The following is a 15,906-nucleotide window of genomic DNA, read 5'->3' as shown; positions in this document are numbered from 1 at the left end:
CGCCCCAGCCCAGTGCAACGCCACGCAGAGCCGCCCCAGCCCAGTGCAACGCCACGCAGAGCCGCCCCAGCCCAGTGCAACGCCACGCAGAGCCGCCCCAGCCCAGTGCAACGCCACGCAGAGCCGTCCCAGCCCAGTGCAACGCCACGCAGAGCCGTCCCAGCCCAGTGCAACATCACGCAGAGCACCGTCCCAGCCCAGTGCAACGCGTCACGCCGACAACTCCTCCCGCAACGCATCCCGCAACCGGGCCGCCCGCTCGGAAACCTCAGCGGGCCCAAGAGACACCGCCCGGTCGGCCCACCGCTGCCCCTCGGCAAGCTCCCCGCCCCGCGCATACACCAGCGCGAGCCGAAGCGCCGCCCGCCCATGCCCCGCGTCAGCGGCCCGCTCCCACCACACCGCGGCCTCCGGCTCACTCCCCTCCCGAGCGAGCAGCAGCCCGAGATTGAACGCGCCGTTACGCGACCCGGCCTCCGCGGCCTCGCGGTACCACCGCGCCGCCTCGACCACATCACCCCGCGCGGCGGCCAGCATGCCGACCCGCACCTGCGCCCGCCGGTGCCCCTGGGACGCCGCCCGCTCGTACCACTCCTCGCACTCGCTCTTCTCCTGCGCGGGCTCCCCCAGCTCATGCGCGGGCAGCGGCGGCCGCCGAGCATCGAGCACGGCGGCAAGCCGGTACGCCGCCTCCGCACTGCCGCCACCCGCCGCACCCCTCAGATGCCGCTCGGCCTCCCGCTCGTCGCCCTCCCGCAGCCGCGCGATGGCCACCTGAAGCGCCGCCTCGGTGTGCCCGGCGGCAGCGGCCCGCTCGTACCAGCGCAGCGCCGCCTCGTCGTCGTCCGCAGTCCCCCGCCCGGCATGCAGGATCCCCAGATTGAACGCGGCGTCCACGCTCCCGGCCTCCGCGGCCTTGGAGAACCACGGCTGGGCCCCGGCCGCGTCGCCGACCTGGAGCAGCAGGATGGCGAGCGCGTTCGCCGCCTCGCGATGACCGGCGTAGGCGGCACGCCGGTACCACTGCTCGGCCTGCGCGGTCCGCCCCTGTTCGGCGCAGAGCAGCCCGAGGTTGTACGCGCCGTTCACATCGCCTGCGTCCATCGCGGCGCGGTACCACCGCTCGGCGGTCTGCGTCTCGCCGCGCTCGGCGTGCAGCGCGCCCAGGGCGTTGGCGGCGTTCCCGTCGCCGTCCTGGGCGGCCCGCAGCCACCACACGGCGGCACTGTCGGGGTCGCCCGCGTCCCGCAGCAGGAAGCCGAGCGCGCAGGCGGCCCGCGCCTCGCCGTCCTTGGCGGACGTCAGATACCAGCGCCCCGCCTCCTTGAGCTGGCCGCGCTTCTCCAGGATCGCGCCGAGATGCAGCGCGGCCCGCCGGTGCCCGCGCGCGGCGGCCTGCCGGTACCACTGCTCGGCCTCTTCACCGCCGGCGCCGATGACGCCGTTGTCGGCCCTGGCCCGGCCCGAGTCCACGACCTTGCGGTCGAGGGCCCGCGCCAGCCGGTACGCGGCCTCGCGGTGCCCGCGCTCGGCGGCGGCCCGCATCCACTGCTCCGCGCCCACGTCGGCGCGGTGCTCCAGCAGATCCGCGAGCGCGTACGCGCCCAGCGCGTGCCCCTGCTCGGCGGACTGACGCAGCCAGTACTCGGCGGCGGGCTCGTCACCGCGCTCGCGGTGGTGACGGCCGAGGGCGTGCGCGGCGGCCGCGGAGCCCGCGACGGCGGCGATCCGCCACCAGCCGGCGGCGTCTTCGGCGTACCCGCGCTGGTGCAGGAGGACACCCAGGTTGTTGGCGGCCGCGCGGTCACCGGCTGCCGTGGCAGCGCGCAGCTGCGGCTCGGCTCCGTCGAGATCACCGCGGCGCAGCAGCATCGCTCCGAGGACACTCATCGCCTCGACATCGCCGCCTTCCGCGGCGAGCCGTTGGCGTGCTTCCTCGACAGCCTCGCCGGTTTCGTCCCGGTCGGAAGGCTGCACAAAACGCCCTGTATCCAACAGAGTTGCCTTGTCCCCCATAACGTCCATCGTCGCACCACCTGCAACCTGGGTACACCTGGTATACCGCAGCCAGTGAGGTCACTTCAGCGTTTTGTCGACATGCCCACAGAGAGACAAGTCAAACACAGATTTTCCAACTGCCCCCGTTTGGAGCAGCACTTCGCCGGAGTCGCCAGGTCACCACGGAAGCCTCGCGCGTCACCGCAGACGTAGCCACATACGTCGAAGGCCCGGATCCTTGATCAGGATCCGGGCCTTCGATTTTCAGTAGCGGGGACAGGATTTGAACCTGCGACCTCTGGGTTATGAGCCCAGCGAGCTACCGAGCTGCTCCACCCCGCGCCGTTGTGTTGCAACCGTACCACGGCGCGGGGTGGCCCCTGCCTCAGTCGCCGCCAGGACTCGCGCTACTGCTCGGGCTGCTGCTCGGACTCGGACTGCTGCCGCTGCCACCGCTGGTCTCGTCGGCCTTGGCCTGCGCTTCCTCGGCCCGCTTCAGCGCATCCTCAAGATCCTTCTGAGCCACGCCGTACGCCTCCCAGTCGCCCTTCTGGAGAGCTTCCTGTCCGGCGTCGAAGGCCTTCTGGGCGTCGTTGAGCGCCTGTTGGACCGTCGGGTTGTTCGAAGTCGGCGGTGGCTCGGTGGTTTCGTCCGGTGGTGGTGGCTCGGTGGTCGAACCCTCTGTCCCCAGGACCTTGTTGAGCGCTACGTCGAGGGTGTTCTCGAAGGCGGTCTTGCCTCCGTAGCTGACCAACACCTTGCGGAGCAGCGGGAACTTGAGTCCACCGCCGCGTACGTAGACGGGCTCCACATAGAGCAGTCCTCCGTCGAGTGGCACCGTCAGCAGGTTGCCGTACTCGACTTCGGAGTCACCGCCCTGCAGAAGTCTGATGGACTCGGCGATGGTCGGCTGGGAGTTGAACTGGCTCTGGACCTGTTTGGGCCCGTCGACCGGTTCGCTGGTCGGCAGTTTCAGAATTCTGATCTTGCCGTAATCAGGGGTGCCCGCCTCGGCGTTGACCGACATGAAGGCGCTCAGGTTGTCCCGGCCGTTCGGCGTGAGCGTCGTCGTCAGCGAGAACGCCTGCTCCGTCTCTCCGGGCATCTCCATGCTCAGGTAGTACGGCGGGACCGCGTCGCCCGACTTGTTGGTCGGGTCGTCCGGCACCTGCCACACCTCACTGCCGCTGAGGAAGGTGTCCGCGTCCTTCACGTGGTAGCGGGTCAGCAGCTCACGCTGGACCTTGAAGAGGTCCTGCGGGTACCGGAGATGGGCCATCAGCGAGGCCGAGATGTCGGACCTGGGCTCCACCGTGTTCGGGAACGCCTTCATCCAGGTCTTCAGGACCGGATCCTCGGTGTCCCACTGGTAGAGCTTGACCTCTCCGGTGTAAGCGTCGACGGTCGCCTTCACCGAGTTGCGGATGTAGTTGACCTGGTTCTGCTGGGCGACCACCGCGCGCTGGTTGTTGGTCGCGGTCAGCGAGTCCGCCGTCGTGTCGCCCAGGGTGGTGCGGGAGGCGTACGGATACCCGTTGGTGGTCGTGTACGCGTCGACGATCCACTGGATCTTCCCGTCGACCACGGCCGGGTAGGCGTCGCCGTCGATGGTCAGCCAGGGGGCCACCGCCTCGACACGGTCCTTGGGCGTGCGGTTGTAGAGAATCCGCGAACCATCGCCGATCGCGCCCGAGTAGAGGATCTGCGGCTCACTGAACGCCACCGCGTACGCGGCCCGGTTGATCGGGTTCGAGAGGTTGACCCCGCTCTTGCCCGTGTAGCTGGTGGTCTTCTCGCCGTCGTCGTCGGAGTAGTCGATCTCCTTCTGGGGACCGCCGACGATCGAGTACTGCGTGGTCTTCTCGCCGTAGTAGACCCGCTGCTCGTACGTGCCGAGGTCACCCTGCGACGGCAGGTCGGACTCGGTGAAGACGGGCTGGCCGCCGGAGGTCGCCGTGGTGCCCTTGGCGGCGACCACGCCGTATCCGTGTGTGTAACGGAAGTGGTCGTTGATCCAGTTGTTCTTCGGAATGCCTGCGAGGTTCAGCTCGCGCAGCCCGATGACCGTGTCCTGGTCCGTGCCGTCCACCGTGTACCGGTCGACATCCAGGTTGGTCGGGAACGCGTAGTAGTTCTTCATCTGCTGCAACTGCTGGAACGCCGGCGAGACGATGTTCGGGTCCAGCAGGCGGATGCTCGCCGTGGTGTCGGCGTCCTCGCGCAGCTTGGTCGTGTCCTTGGTCTCGCTCGTGCCCGCGTAGTCCGTGACCTCTGTGTCCTGGATCCCGTAGGCCTCCCGGGTCGCCTTGAGGTTCTTCGCGACGTACGGCGCTTCCTTGGCCTGTTCGTTCGGCTGGACCTGGAACTTCTGGACGATCGCCGGGTACAGGCCGCCGATGAGGATCGCGGAGAGCACCATCAGACCGAAGCCGATGACGGGCAGCTGCCAGGTGCGCCGCCACAGGGTGGCGAAGAACAGCAGCGCGCAGATGACGGCGATGCAGAAAAGGATCGTCTTGGCCGGCAGATACGCGTTGGCGTCGACGTACCTGAGGCCCGTCCAGTTGTCGGTCGCCTTGAAGTCACTGGACTTCACCGCGAGTCCGTACCGGTCGAGCCAGTAGGCAACCGCCTTCAGCGCGACGAAGAGGCCCAGCAGCACCGAGAGATGACCGGTGGCGGCGGCCGTGGCACGCGCCCCGGGGCTGGTGACGCGCAGCCCCCCGTACAGATAGTGCGTGAGCGCGGCCGCGATCAGCGAGAGCACCGTGGCGGCGAAGCCGAAGCCGAGCAGGAAGCGGTACCAGGGCAGGTTGAAGGTGTAGAAGGAGATGTCGAGGCCGAACTGGGGGTCCTTCTGGTTGAAGGGAACTCCGTTCACCCACATCAGCCACGTACGCCACTGGCCCGAGGCGGACGCGCCGGCGATGAGACCCACCAGGGACGTGATCCCGAGGAGCAACCACCTCTTGTACGGCGCGATCCCCATCCGGTACCGGTCGAGGCTCTGCTGCTCCATCGACATGGCACTCAGCGGCGGGCGCAGCCGGTGCGCCAGCCAGATGTTCACACCGACCGAGGCCGCCATGAGGAGACCGAAGACAAAGAACAGCCCGATTTTCGTCCACAGTGTGGTCGTGAAGACGGACGAGTAATGGACCGATCGGTACCAGAGCCAGTCCGTCCAGAACCCCGCGAACATGACGAAGGCCATGGCCAGTGCGGCCAGCACGCCCAGTGTCATGAGCAGGGTCCGGACACGCCGGGACGGTCGGCCCACTCTGATCCGTGGCCCCGTCGGGCCTCCGCCGCGGTCCGGCATCTGGAAAGCCAAGGTGCGCACCTCGAAGTTCGCTGTTGGTCCGTCAGGTCCCCGTGATCGTGGACCATTCGTCAGGCTCCGTGATCGTGGGGCCTCATCTATGCAACTTACTCACGCTTTACTCGGTTCCCGTTTCCGGGTACTAACGAGGCAGGATTGTGACCATGTCCAACACTCCCATGGCAGCGAGCCCGCTCACCCGGGCCGTACTCGAGATCGACGAGTACGCCTCCGGCCTCGGCTGGGACCAGCCCGCTCGCCTCTTCGCCCTCGTAGACACCGCTCGGCTGCGGACCCAGGAACCCGGCCTCGCGGCCCAGCTCGGTCTGCAGGACGAGCAGGAAACCACCGGTCTCACCCCCATCGAGCAGGACGAGATCCCTGCCGACAAGCCGCTGGACGAGTTCCTCGGCACCATCGCCTGGCCGGACGCCGTGGTCGGCTGTGCGCTCACCGTGGAGCGGCTGATGCTGCCGCCGTCCGCCGAGGCGTCCGTCCCGGAGGGCCTCAGCGACAAGAAGCTCACGAAGTGGGTCGCTGAGCACCCGGACCGTCAGGAGGTACGCATGACGGTCGGCGTGCTGCGCGACGGCACCCGCGACTCCGCGCTGCGCCTGCGGGAGAAGGACGCCCCGACGGAGGTGCTCACGGGTTCGGGACTGGTGCCGGGACTGGCGGAGGCGCTGTCGGCGACCTTCGCGGAGTAGTCCTTCGGACTACTTGGTCGTGCACTCCGTCAGGTCGGCCGTCTTGCCGGAGCTGATGTCCTTGAGGGCGCTCATCGCGTCGTCGATGGTTTTCACCTTGACGAGCGTGAGCCCCTTGGGGGTGTCCTTGGCGGCGTCCGCGCAGTTGTCCGCGGGCGTCAGGAAGTACTGGGCGCCCTTCTCCCGTGCGCCGACCGTCTTCATCTCGATGCCGCCGATCGGGCCGACCTTGCCGGCGTCGTCGATGGTGCCGGTGCCGGCGACGAACTTGCCGCCGGTGAGGTTGCCCGGGGTGAGCTTGTCCACGATGCCGAGCGCGAACATCAGCCCCGCGCTCGGTCCGCCGACATCGGCGAGCTTGATGTCGATGGTGAACGGGAAGGTGTGGTCGGTCCCGGCCGAGATGCCGACGATGGCACGGGACTCACCGTCGTCGTCGGACTCCTTGGTGGTGAGCGTGATGTCCTCGGTCTCGGTCGCCGTCTTGTTCTCCTTCTCGGCGGCGGCCTGAGCCTTGGCGGGCACGATCGTGAAGACGACCTTCTCGCCCGGCTTGTGCTTGGTGACCAGTTTCGCGACGTCGTCGGGCACCTTCACCGCCGTACCGTCGACAGCCTTGATCACGTCTCCGGCGTGCAGCCTGCCCTCGGCCGGGGAGTCCTTGACGACCGTGGAGACGATCACCCAGGACTGCACCGGGATGTTCAGCTCCTCGAGGGCCGCGACCTTGGCACTCTCCTGGGACTGGCTGAACTCCTCGGCGTTCTCCTGCGTCGACTGCTCCTCCGTCTTGCCGTCGGGGTAGAGCGTGTCGTGCGGGACCACCTTGTTGTCGTGCGCCAGCCAGCCGTAGACCGCTTCGACGAGGTTCATGTTGTAGTCGGCGCTGGTGACCCGGACGGTCGTCATATTGAGATTCCCGGTGGCCGGGTAGGTCTTGTGTCCGGTGATCTGCAGCACGGGCTCGCCGTCGTGATCGCCCAAGGTGTTCACGGTCGGGCCCGGCGACATCTCCGAGTACGGCACTTTGATGAACACTCCCGCGCACAGGAGCGCGATCAGGATCAGGGTGGAGGCGAGCATCGTCGCGGTGCGGCGTGGCATGCCACGACATTACGGGACGGCACTGTCAACGCACCGTCGGGGCCGTCCGTACGGGGCCCCCGCATCGACCTGCGGACCCCGGAGCCCGCGGCCCGGAGCGCAGCGTCAGACGACGTCGGAGGAAGACTTCTCCAGGGCCACGGACGTCTTGGCGACAGCGACGGGCGTCTTGACGACAACCACCGGCGTCTTGGTGACAGCCATCGACGCCTTGCCGACAGCCGCGGACGTCTTGGTGGCAGCCGCGGACGTCTTGGTGACAGCCACCGACGTCTTGGTGACAGCCACCGACGTTTTGGTGATGCCGGGCCTCTCCACAACCTCGTACCTGCCCACGGCCTCGGGCCTCTCCATGGCCGCGCGGAAGCGTGCGTAACCGTCGAGCTCGATGCCGTCTCCCGCGGTCTTGCGGTTCCGGCTGGCCCAACTACCCCAAAGTCCGGCACCGATCGCAGCCAAAAGCGGAATCAGCAACCAGGCGAGCGCCGCCATGCCGACCTCCCAACCCCATGAGCGACCGCAACTGACTGATCAGCAGATTAACCATCAGCACTGTCAACGCTCATGCCCGGGGGTCGGTTACGCAACCGGAGGGCGGATGACACGCCGGTGAACGAACTCGGCCGGCGAACTCGGGCCAACGACTTCGGTGAACCCTCAGCAGGCCCCCACCCACTCCTCCGTGCCGTCCGAGAACTTCTGGTGCTTCCAGATCGGCACTTCGTGCTTCAGGTCGTCAATGAGCTTGCGGCACGCCTCGAAGGCCTCGCCCCGGTGCGGGCACGACACGGCGACGACGACAGCGAGATCCCCGACGCCCAGGTCCCCGATCCGGTGGACGGCGGCCAGCGCACGCACCGGGTACTCGGCGACCACCTTCTCGGCGACCCGCCGCATCTCCGCCTCGGCACTCGGGTGACACGAATAGCCCAGCTCATCGACGTCGGCGCCCCCGTCATGATTCCGCACCGTCCCCACGAACAACGCGGTCCCCCCGGCGGCGTCATCCCCCACGGCCCGGAAAACCTCGTCCAGGGACAACGGTTCCTCACGAATCGCAAGCAGCCGAATAGGATCCTGCGCGCCCTGCTCACCGGGATGGTCATAGGTAGGTGCCATACGCCCATCGTGCCGCACCCCACCGACACCGAGGAATACCGTCCGGCGCTGGAGATCTTTCAGCCCGTCCAGCGCTGGAGATCTTTCAGCCCGTCCGGTGCTGGAGTTCCTTCAGCCCGTCCGGCACCGGAGATCTTTCAGCGCGTCCGGCGCTGGAGATCTCTCAGCCCGTCCGGCGTTTGAGGACGAGGCCGTCCAGGCCGAAGCGGCGGCCTGGGGGCGGCAGCCCCCGGAAACGGGACGGGAAGGGGCGGAGGGGGCGAAAACCCGCCGCTACGCCGGCACGGCCAGAGGGTGCCATGACCACGCGTGGGCCCACCCCAGGCCCAGACCTCAGATCCGCCGCCGAGCCTTCCGCGCCCGCCGCACCACCGCGGCCGCCCCCAACAACGCCACCGTCGCCCCCGCGGCCCCCGCCGCAGTCGCATCCTTGCGCCCAAGCCGCCGCCCCACCACGGTGTGCCGCCCGGCGACCTCCTCCAGCAGCTCCGCGAGGACCTCCTCGTTGCTCCACCGAGGCCGCCACCCGGCGTCATGCAGCCGGCTCCCACTCACCACCCACGGATACATCGTGTAAGCCAGATCGCCGGCAGGCGAGGGGGTGAGCCCGATCCGGTGCAGCCGAGCAGCCGCGCCCAGAGCGACCGCCGACGGCAGCTCCATCCGCCGGATCCCGCTCAGCTCCTCGACCTCCTCCTGCTCCAGCCACCCGTCACACCCGACGGCCAGCTCCCCCTCCACCTTCTCCACGACGGCGTACTCCAGAGCACTGCACAGGTCCTCGACGTGACAGAACTGCCAAGCGGGCCGCGACCCCGCCACCACAAGCAGCCGAGGCGACTCGAAGTACCTGGTCAGAGCGGTGTCGGTACCGCCGACCAGCACAGCGGGTCGTACGACGGTGACATTGAGTCCTGGATGCGCGCGCGGCGCCCGTCGCGCGAGCCGCTCGATCTCCAGGAGGTCACCCACGCCCGTGGCCTCGGCGGTCGCCCGCAGTTCGGCGTCTTCGGAGAGGGGCAGTTCGTTGTCGGGCAGCGCCCCGTAGACCATCGCGGAGGTGCACAGCACCACCCTGTGCACCCCGGCCGCGGCAGCAGCCGTGAGCACGGTCTGCGTCCCCCGCACGTTGTACGCCGTCCGGGCCGCCGCGTCCGACTCCAGATCGAGGTCGAGAGCGAGGTGCACGACGACGTCCGCTCCGCGCAGCTTCTCGGCGATCACCGGGTCGCGGACGTCCAGGATGTGCCACTGGGCGGCCGCGCACTCCCCGCGCCGCTCGTCGATGGCGATGACCTGCTTGATCCCCTCGCTGGCGGCGAGCCGCTCGGTGAGCAGCGCACCCACACCGGACGCGGCGCCGGTGACCGCGACGACGGGCCCGCGCGCTGCCGGGCTGGTTGAGTGGTTTCGCGCTGCGCGAACCTGTGGATCTGGGGAACTCACCGGGCGTCTCCAGCGGTTGTCTTCAGTAACGGACGCGCGTGACGCGTGCGTACCAGGTGGCATCCATCCTGCCGCAGGCGGAGAGTCGGCGAAGCACCGAGGCCCGATCGGGCTGAGGTGTCTACGCTGGGTGGTGTTGTCGGGCAAGCCGCCGTCGGGGAACGAACCGGCGGCCTTACCAGCCGAGGAATCCCGTGAGTGACACCCCATTCGGATTCGGCCTTCCGCCGGAGGAGCCGGAGAACGGCGACGAGGGCAAGAAGAAGGACCAGGAGAGCGGCGGTGGTCAGGGACCGGCCAACCCGTTCGGTTTCGGGGGATTCCCCGGAGCCGGCGGCCCCGGCGCCGACAATCCGCTCGCAGCCATGTTCGGTTCCTTGAACCCCAATGACCTGGGCGCCGCGTTCCAGCAGCTGGGCCAGATGCTCTCGTACGAGGGCGGCCCGGTGAATTGGGACATGGCCAAGCAGATCGCCCGCCAGACGGTCTCCCAGGGCACCTCTGACGGCACCAAGGACGCGAGCGTCGGCCCCGCCGAGCGCACCGCGGTCCAGGAGGCCGTGCGCCTGGCCGACCTGTGGCTGGACGACGCGACCTCGCTGCCGTCCGGCGCGGGCTCCGCCGTGGCCTGGAGCCGCGCGGAGTGGGTCGAGGCGACCCTGCCGGTGTGGAAGGAGCTCGTCGACCCGGTCGCCGAGCGCGTCGGCGCGGCCATGGGCGAGGTCCTGCCGGAGGAGATGCAGGCCATGGCGGGCCCGCTCATCGGCATGATGCGCTCGATGGGCGGCGCCATGTTCGGTACGCAGATCGGGCAGGCCGTGGGCGTGCTCGCGGGCGAGGTCGTCGGTTCGAGTGACATCGGCCTGCCGCTCGGCCCGGCCGGCAAGGCCGCGCTGCTGCCGCTGAACATCGAGTCGTTCGGCAAGGACCTGGGCGTCCCCCAGGAGGAGGTGCGGCTCTACATCGCCCTGCGCGAGGCCGCCCATCAGCGCCTCTTCTCGCACGTGCCGTGGCTGCGCTCTCACCTGTTCGGCGCTGTCGAGGGCTACGCGCGCGGGATCAAGGTCGACACGGCCAAGCTGGAGGACGTGGTCGGCCAGTTCGACCCGCAGAACCCGGAGGAGCTGCAGAACGCGCTCCAGCAGGGCATGTTCCAGCCGGAGGACACTCCGGAGCAGAAGGCCGCGCTGGCCCGTCTGGAGACGGCTCTCGCGCTGGTCGAGGGCTGGGTGGACGCGGTCGTGCACGCGGCCGCCAAGCCGCGTCTGACGTCCGCTGACGCGCTGCGGGAGACGCTGCGCCGCCGTCGTGCCTCGGGCGGTCCCGCCGAGCAGACCTTCGCCACGCTGATCGGCCTGGAGCTGCGCCCGCGCCGTCTGCGGGACGCCTCCCGCCTGTGGGCCTCGCTCACCGACGCTCGCGGCGTCGACGGGCGTGACGGCCTGTGGGCCCACCCGGACATGCTTCCCACCGCCTCCGACCTGGACGACCCGGACGGCTTCGTGCACCGCGAGCAGCTGGACTTCTCCGAGATCGACAAGATGCTCGGCGAGGCGGCTGACGGCTCCGGCTCCGGCTCCGGCTCCGGCTCCGGCGAGAAGCCGAACCTGAAGAAGGACGACGACAAGGGCGACGCCAAGGGCGACGACGCCGAGTGAGCCTGTACGACGACGCGGTCCTCGTATTCAAGAGCTACGAGGACCAGGAAGAGCTGCGCCAGGCGTACCTGGACCATCTGGCGGCGCATCCGGACGGCATGTGGAAGGCCTGCACCGCAGGGCACATCACGGCGAGCGCCCTCGTGATCGATCCCGAGCACGGCCGCGTACTGCTGACCCTCCACAAGAAGCTACGCATGTGGCTCCAGATGGGTGGTCACTGCGAGCCGCAGGACACCACTCTGGAGGCTGCGGCTCTGCGCGAGGCGACGGAGGAGTCGGGCATCGCAGCTCTCGAACTGCTCCCCGGCGGTCCGGTGCGGCTCCACCGTCATCCGATCCCGCCGCCGTGCCACAGCCATTTCGACGTCCAGTACGCGGTCGTGGCCCCGCCGGGAGCCGTGCAGGAGATCAGCGACGAGTCGCTCGACCTGCGCTGGTTCGAGTACGAGGAGGTCGCCGGCGTGGCCGACGAGTCGGTCGTACGACTCCTGGAAGCGATCCGCCCCCGACTGTGAACGGGTAAGGGGCGACCGCCATTGCGGTCGCCCCTTACAACGTCTGCCTTCTGGACGCTCAGCTCCAGGCGTTGCCCTGGTTCTGCGCGTGCGCCCCCTGCTGCCCCATGCCGTACTGGGCCCGCACCCCCTGGCCGATCACGGCGTTCTGCGGCGGCAGCAGCTCGCTGGGCTGGACGAGCGCGTAGCCCTGCCCCAGGAAGCTGAGCTCCCAGCCCTCGCCCGTGTTGCCACGGCGCCGGAACACTCCAGAGGAGTGCGTCTGGGCTTGCATCTGCACCCGCAGGCTCGTGGACCACGCCACGATCGCGTCGGCGTCGCAGTTGACGTACTTGTCGGGCGTGACCTGCATCAGCAGCGGCATCCCGGAGGTCATCAGCGCGACCTTGCCGCGCCCCGTGATGTTGAGCTGGTACTTGCCTGAGCCGGAGATGCCGTACTGGCTGTCCACGGCGATGACCTCGTGGTGCAGCGAGGAGTCCATTGCCAGTACGTAGCTGCTGTCGACGGTGAGGCCGTCCTGGTCCACGTCGACCACGTGCACGTGCTGGGCGAGGTTCGCCAGATAGACGGTCCCCTGCCCGTGGCAGCGCATCAGGTCGAGACCCTCGCCGGTGTACGCGCGTGACCGCTGCTGGTTGCTGCTCTGGTACTCGGCGTCGAACTCGACGAGCCCCTGGTACGCGACCATGGTGCCCTTGCGCGCGAGGATGTCGTCGTGGCCCTCCAGGACGACGCGCAGCATCTGCGAGTTCTGCAGGCTGTAGCGCTCCTGGGTCTGCTGTTCGTTGTAGCCGAAAAGCGGGCTCTGCATGATGTCCTGCTCCCCCTCAGCCCCGGACTCGGAGACGGTCGGTGCTGTCCTCGCTGGGCTGGACGACGACGATGCCCTGCCCGGAGAACGCCATCTGGAAGGCCTCGCCGCTGCCGCGTCCGATCAGCGACTGCGCCTTGAAGCTGCGCTTGCCCTTCACCTTGAGGTTCGGGGACCAGGCGACGAGCGCGTCCGGGTCGACGTACGTCTCGTCCTCACCGCCGCCGCAGTCGACGACGATCGGCTTGCCCCGGGAGGTCAGCGCGACCCAGCCCTGCCCGGAGATCTTCGTGTTCCACAGGCCCTGTCCGGCGAACTTGGCGAGTCCCTTCACGCGCTCGACGCCCCAGGTGAGGTGGGCGTCGAAGGCGAGCAGGTTCGTCGCGTTGACAGAGATCGCGTCCCCGTTGAGGTTGATGACGACGACGTTCGCCCCGTAGTCGGCGAGGTAGAGCAGGCCGTCACCGGAGGCCTTCATCAAAGGCGCGCCCTCGCCGGTGGCCCAGTCGCGGGCGATCTGGCGTACGGCGGGCGGGTTGGGCTCGTACTGCACGAACCCTTCGTAGGCGACCATCGACCCCACGCGCGCGAGGAGGTCGTTTCCGGTCTGCATAGCGACCTTCAGCATGTGGTTGCCGTGGTTCTCCATGCGGGCGGTCACGGGTGCCGGGGCGAAGCCCGAGAGTGGCTGGTTCATGACGGGCTCCCTCAGACCTCGTACGGCTGGACGACGATGAAATTGCCGGGCGCGCCGCGGAACTGCAGGTTCACGCTCTCCCCGGTGTCGCCCGGATAGGCGTTCCGGCGCATCCGTACCTGGCTGGAGACGATCACCTGGGAGGCCGCGGACCAGGCGACGACCGCGTTGCAGTCGGCGAAGGTCGTGGGCGTGACGGGCAGGACGACGGGTGCACCGTGGGTCTTCACGACGATCGTGCCGGTCCCCTGGAACTGCATCGTGAACAGCGCACCCCCGGGGATGCCGTGCCCCTCGATCCTGCGGACCTCGTACTGAAGCGTCTCGTCGAAGGCGAGGACGCTTTCGGCGGACACACAGATTCCGTCGCCCTGGAGTTCGATGGGGTGCACATGGGAGCCGTTCTCGGCGAGGAACACCTGACCGCGGCCCGAACAGCGCATCAGCTGCATCTCCTGGCCGGTCGCGTTGCCCACGATCCGCCCGGCGAAGCCGGCTCCCTTGTAGCTGAAGTCGACCTTGCCCTGGTAGAGCACCATGCTGCCCTGGCGCGCCAGGACGGCCTGGTCACCGCCCGCGCCGAGGTCGACACGGACCATCTTCTTGTTCTGCTGGGTCCAGCGCTGCCCGGTGGGCGTCTCCTTGAAGGCCTGCAACGCGGCGGACACCCCGGCACCGCCCTGTGGGGCTCCCTGGGGAATCCCGTACGGGGAGGGCGCACCCGGCTGCCCGGGAATCTGCGCCGGAATCTGCCCCGGGACCTGGCCGTACGGCGGCTGCTGACCGTAGCCGGGGGGTGCGGTGGGAGCCTGCTGGCCGTAGCCCGGGGGTGCGGGCGGGGCCTGCTGACCGTAGCCGGGAGGTGGCGGAGCCGACTGGCCGGGAGGCTGCTGGCCGTAACCCGGCGGCGGACCGGGCTGCCCCGGCGGCTGCACATACGGTGCGGGACCCGGCGGCGGCACATTTCCGCCCGGCGGAGTGTGCAGCGGCGCGACGATGGTCGGTGCCGCGTGCACCGAGGGTGCGGGCGCCGGGGCAGGCGGCGGTGTGGTTCCCGAGGGCGGCGCAAAGCCCTGTGCGGCGGGCTGCGGCACGGGTGCCGGTGTGCTCGGCGCGCCGAACGCGGGGGGTGCGGTGGCCTGGGCCGGTGGCGCGAAGGACGGTGCGGCGGCGGCCTGCGGCGGCTGCGCGGCGGGCTCCTCCTCGGCGACCTCGCCGCCGAAGTTCTTCAGCAGCGCGTCGAGGCCGCCGTCGAAGCCCTGTCCCACGGCTGCGAACCGCCAGACATCCTTCAAGTAGAAGTCGCCCAGCATCACTGCACGTTCCGTGGAGAACTCGGCGCCGCTGAACGGGTACCGGGCCACCTCCTCGCCACCCGCGACGATCCGGAGATATCCGGGGGCGATCTGGGACATCTGCCCGGCGCCGTCGAGGGTCGCGGTGAACGACAGTTTCTGGATCTTCGCCGGGATCCGGTCGAGCGTGACCCGGAAGGACTCGGTGTCACCCGCCTGGGCGCCGAGGAGCTGAATGGACTCCTCAGGGGACTTCGGCTGGTTGAAGAAGACGAAGTACTGATCGTCCGAGAGCCGTTCGTCGGCGTCCAGACCGAAGCAACTGATGTCGAAGGTCAGCCCGGGGCCGGCAATCTGCACACCTACGTACAGATCGGTGCCCGCGGTGAGGTCACTGATCTTGGCCTTGTGGCCGCGTTGGAATTCCCTGGCCATGCGTAACGACCGTCCCCCATCCCGAATGCAAGTGCGTCGCGCCAGGCTAACGGCAAACTCTGACAGTGGAGGGAGCCGGTACAGACCCGGTACACAACGGCCCCTTCGGTGCGGACGGGCCGGCTTCGGCGCGTGTGGGCCGGCCCCTCAATCCTCGCGCGTGGCGGGCGGATGGGGCAGCCGATCGGCGGCCACCACCCCTTCGAGGTAGCCGCGAGCACGCTCCGTACGCGGATACGCCTCCAGGAGCCGCCAGAAGCGGGGCCCATGACCGGGCACGAGCAGGTGTGCGAGTTCATGGACGAGTACGTAGTCGACGACGTACTCGGGCATGCCCTGCAACCGGTGCGACAGGCGGATGCTGCCCTCGGCCGGTGTGCATGACCCCCAGCGCGTGTTCTGGTTGGTGACCCAGCGAACCGAGGTGGGCCGCGCCCGCCCGTCGAAGTACTGACCCGACAGACGCGCGGCGCGCTCGGTCAGCTCGGCGTCACAGGGCACCCTCTTCTTCTCCTGGGCGGCCAGTTTGTCGAGCATGACGGTCACCCAGCGCTGTTCTTCCGCCTCGGACATCCGGGCGGGGATGAGCACAATGGTGCGATCGCCCTCGCGGTACGCGGAGACCGTTCTGCGCCTTCGCGCGCTCCTGCGGACCTCGATCGCGCTCGCCCCCGAGCCGCTCGGCGGCGGGCTCGTCGTACTGCGCTGTGGGTTTCCGGCGCGGTGCAGTGGGTCGGCGGGCACGCCTCGACGTTACCCGCTGCACATGGGGGAAGTCCCGTCCCCGAGACGG

Annotated in this window: 13 protein-coding genes and 1 tRNA gene; 3 read left to right on the top strand and 11 right to left on the bottom strand. The window is 69.1% G+C overall.

The window, feature by feature from the left end:
* Positions 1–210: 210 nt before the first annotated feature.
* From ACFVKT_RS39745 to ACFVKT_RS39735, 3 genes are all read right to left on the bottom strand, one after another.
* On the bottom strand, positions 211–2,025 hold the full coding sequence (locus ACFVKT_RS39745; RefSeq protein ID WP_385741741.1) for a tetratricopeptide repeat protein: 1,815 nt from the start codon (positions 2,023–2,025) through the stop codon (positions 211–213).
* Between the two features lie 241 nt (positions 2,026–2,266).
* Positions 2,267–2,340, bottom strand: a tRNA-Met gene (locus ACFVKT_RS39740).
* 43 nt (positions 2,341–2,383) lie between these two features.
* The gene (locus tag ACFVKT_RS39735) at positions 2,384–5,320 is read right to left on the bottom strand and encodes a UPF0182 family protein (RefSeq protein ID WP_385741750.1); all 2,937 of its coding nucleotides are present in this window, start codon (positions 5,318–5,320) and stop codon (positions 2,384–2,386) included.
* A gap of 164 nt (positions 5,321–5,484) precedes the next feature.
* Between ACFVKT_RS39735 and ACFVKT_RS39730 the strand changes: the two genes are divergently transcribed.
* Positions 5,485–6,027 carry a PPA1309 family protein gene (locus ACFVKT_RS39730; RefSeq protein ID WP_385741738.1) on the top strand — a complete coding sequence of 181 codons (543 nt, stop codon included), beginning with the start codon at positions 5,485–5,487 and terminating at the stop codon, positions 6,025–6,027.
* Between the two features lie 9 nt (positions 6,028–6,036).
* Here the strand turns inward: ACFVKT_RS39730 and ACFVKT_RS39725 are convergent, their stop codons facing one another.
* The 4 genes from ACFVKT_RS39725 to ACFVKT_RS39710 form a co-directional block, all read right to left on the bottom strand.
* Positions 6,037–7,131: a PDZ domain-containing protein gene (locus ACFVKT_RS39725; protein ID WP_385741735.1), complete on the bottom strand. Its 1,095-nt coding sequence runs from the start codon at positions 7,129–7,131 to the stop codon at positions 6,037–6,039.
* Between the two features lie 105 nt (positions 7,132–7,236).
* Positions 7,237–7,623, bottom strand: a complete 387-nt coding sequence (locus tag ACFVKT_RS39720; RefSeq protein ID WP_385741753.1) for a hypothetical protein — start codon at positions 7,621–7,623, stop codon at positions 7,237–7,239.
* 165 nt (positions 7,624–7,788) lie between these two features.
* Positions 7,789–8,250 (bottom strand): molybdenum cofactor biosynthesis protein MoaE, encoded by a 462-nt coding sequence (locus tag ACFVKT_RS39715; RefSeq protein WP_385741732.1) that lies wholly within the window; start codon positions 8,248–8,250, stop codon positions 7,789–7,791.
* A 333-nt stretch (positions 8,251–8,583) separates the two neighbouring features.
* On the bottom strand, positions 8,584–9,696 hold the full coding sequence (locus ACFVKT_RS39710) for an SDR family oxidoreductase (RefSeq protein ID WP_385741730.1): 1,113 nt from the start codon (positions 9,694–9,696) through the stop codon (positions 8,584–8,586).
* 194 nt (positions 9,697–9,890) lie between these two features.
* Here ACFVKT_RS39710 and ACFVKT_RS39705 point away from each other — a divergent pair, with 194 nt between their 5' ends.
* Together ACFVKT_RS39705 and ACFVKT_RS39700 are read left to right on the top strand one after the other, a co-directional pair.
* Complete coding sequence (locus ACFVKT_RS39705) at positions 9,891–11,354, top strand: zinc-dependent metalloprotease (RefSeq protein WP_385741727.1); 1,464 nt, start codon at positions 9,891–9,893, stop codon at positions 11,352–11,354.
* Complete coding sequence (locus ACFVKT_RS39700) at positions 11,351–11,872, top strand: NUDIX hydrolase (RefSeq protein ID WP_385741724.1); 522 nt, start codon at positions 11,351–11,353, stop codon at positions 11,870–11,872. The genes ACFVKT_RS39705 and ACFVKT_RS39700 overlap by 4 nt, the downstream gene beginning before the upstream one ends.
* Positions 11,873–11,930: 58 nt before the next feature.
* Here ACFVKT_RS39700 and ACFVKT_RS39695 read toward each other — a convergent pair whose 3' ends face one another.
* From ACFVKT_RS39695 to ACFVKT_RS39680, 4 genes are all read right to left on the bottom strand, one after another.
* A complete protein-coding gene (locus tag ACFVKT_RS39695; protein ID WP_385741721.1) occupies positions 11,931–12,686 on the bottom strand; it encodes an AIM24 family protein in 756 nt (251 codons plus the stop codon).
* A gap of 16 nt (positions 12,687–12,702) precedes the next feature.
* Entirely contained in the window at positions 12,703–13,383 is a 681-nt protein-coding gene (locus tag ACFVKT_RS39690) for an AIM24 family protein (protein ID WP_266832316.1), read from the bottom strand.
* An 11-nt stretch (positions 13,384–13,394) separates the two neighbouring features.
* On the bottom strand, positions 13,395–15,113 hold the full coding sequence (locus ACFVKT_RS39685) for a TerD family protein (RefSeq protein ID WP_385741718.1): 1,719 nt from the start codon (positions 15,111–15,113) through the stop codon (positions 13,395–13,397).
* A 147-nt stretch (positions 15,114–15,260) separates the two neighbouring features.
* Positions 15,261–15,857 (bottom strand): M48 family metallopeptidase, encoded by a 597-nt coding sequence (locus ACFVKT_RS39680; RefSeq protein ID WP_385741715.1) that lies wholly within the window; start codon positions 15,855–15,857, stop codon positions 15,261–15,263.
* Positions 15,858–15,906 lie beyond the last annotated feature (49 nt).

Source organism: Streptomyces sp. NPDC127595 (genome assembly GCF_042671685.1).
Classification (GTDB): Bacteria; Actinomycetota; Actinomycetes; order Streptomycetales; family Streptomycetaceae; genus Streptomyces.
The sequence above is the reverse complement of the archived record's forward strand: the minus strand, read 5'-3'. Positions and strand labels throughout refer to the sequence as shown.

Bases quoted from the DNA above. Each gene is read 5' to 3' on its own strand.
- ACFVKT_RS39745 (WP_385741741.1), bottom strand. From the start codon at position 2,025: ATGGACGTTATGGGGGACAAGGCAACTCTGTTGGATACAGGGCGTTTT.
- ACFVKT_RS39735 (WP_385741750.1), bottom strand. From the start codon at position 5,320: ATGCCGGACCGCGGCGGAGGCCCGACGGGGCCACGGATCAGAGTGGGC.
- ACFVKT_RS39730 (WP_385741738.1), top strand. From the start codon at position 5,485: ATGTCCAACACTCCCATGGCAGCGAGCCCGCTCACCCGGGCCGTACTC.
- ACFVKT_RS39725 (WP_385741735.1), bottom strand. From the start codon at position 7,131: ATGCCACGCCGCACCGCGACGATGCTCGCCTCCACCCTGATCCTGATC.
- ACFVKT_RS39720 (WP_385741753.1), bottom strand. From the start codon at position 7,623: ATGGCGGCGCTCGCCTGGTTGCTGATTCCGCTTTTGGCTGCGATCGGT.
- ACFVKT_RS39715 (WP_385741732.1), bottom strand. From the start codon at position 8,250: ATGGCACCTACCTATGACCATCCCGGTGAGCAGGGCGCGCAGGATCCT.
- ACFVKT_RS39695 (WP_385741721.1), bottom strand. From the start codon at position 12,686: ATGCAGAGCCCGCTTTTCGGCTACAACGAACAGCAGACCCAGGAGCGC.
- ACFVKT_RS39690 (WP_266832316.1), bottom strand. From the start codon at position 13,383: ATGAACCAGCCACTCTCGGGCTTCGCCCCGGCACCCGTGACCGCCCGC.
- ACFVKT_RS39685 (WP_385741718.1), bottom strand. From the start codon at position 15,113: ATGGCCAGGGAATTCCAACGCGGCCACAAGGCCAAGATCAGTGACCTC.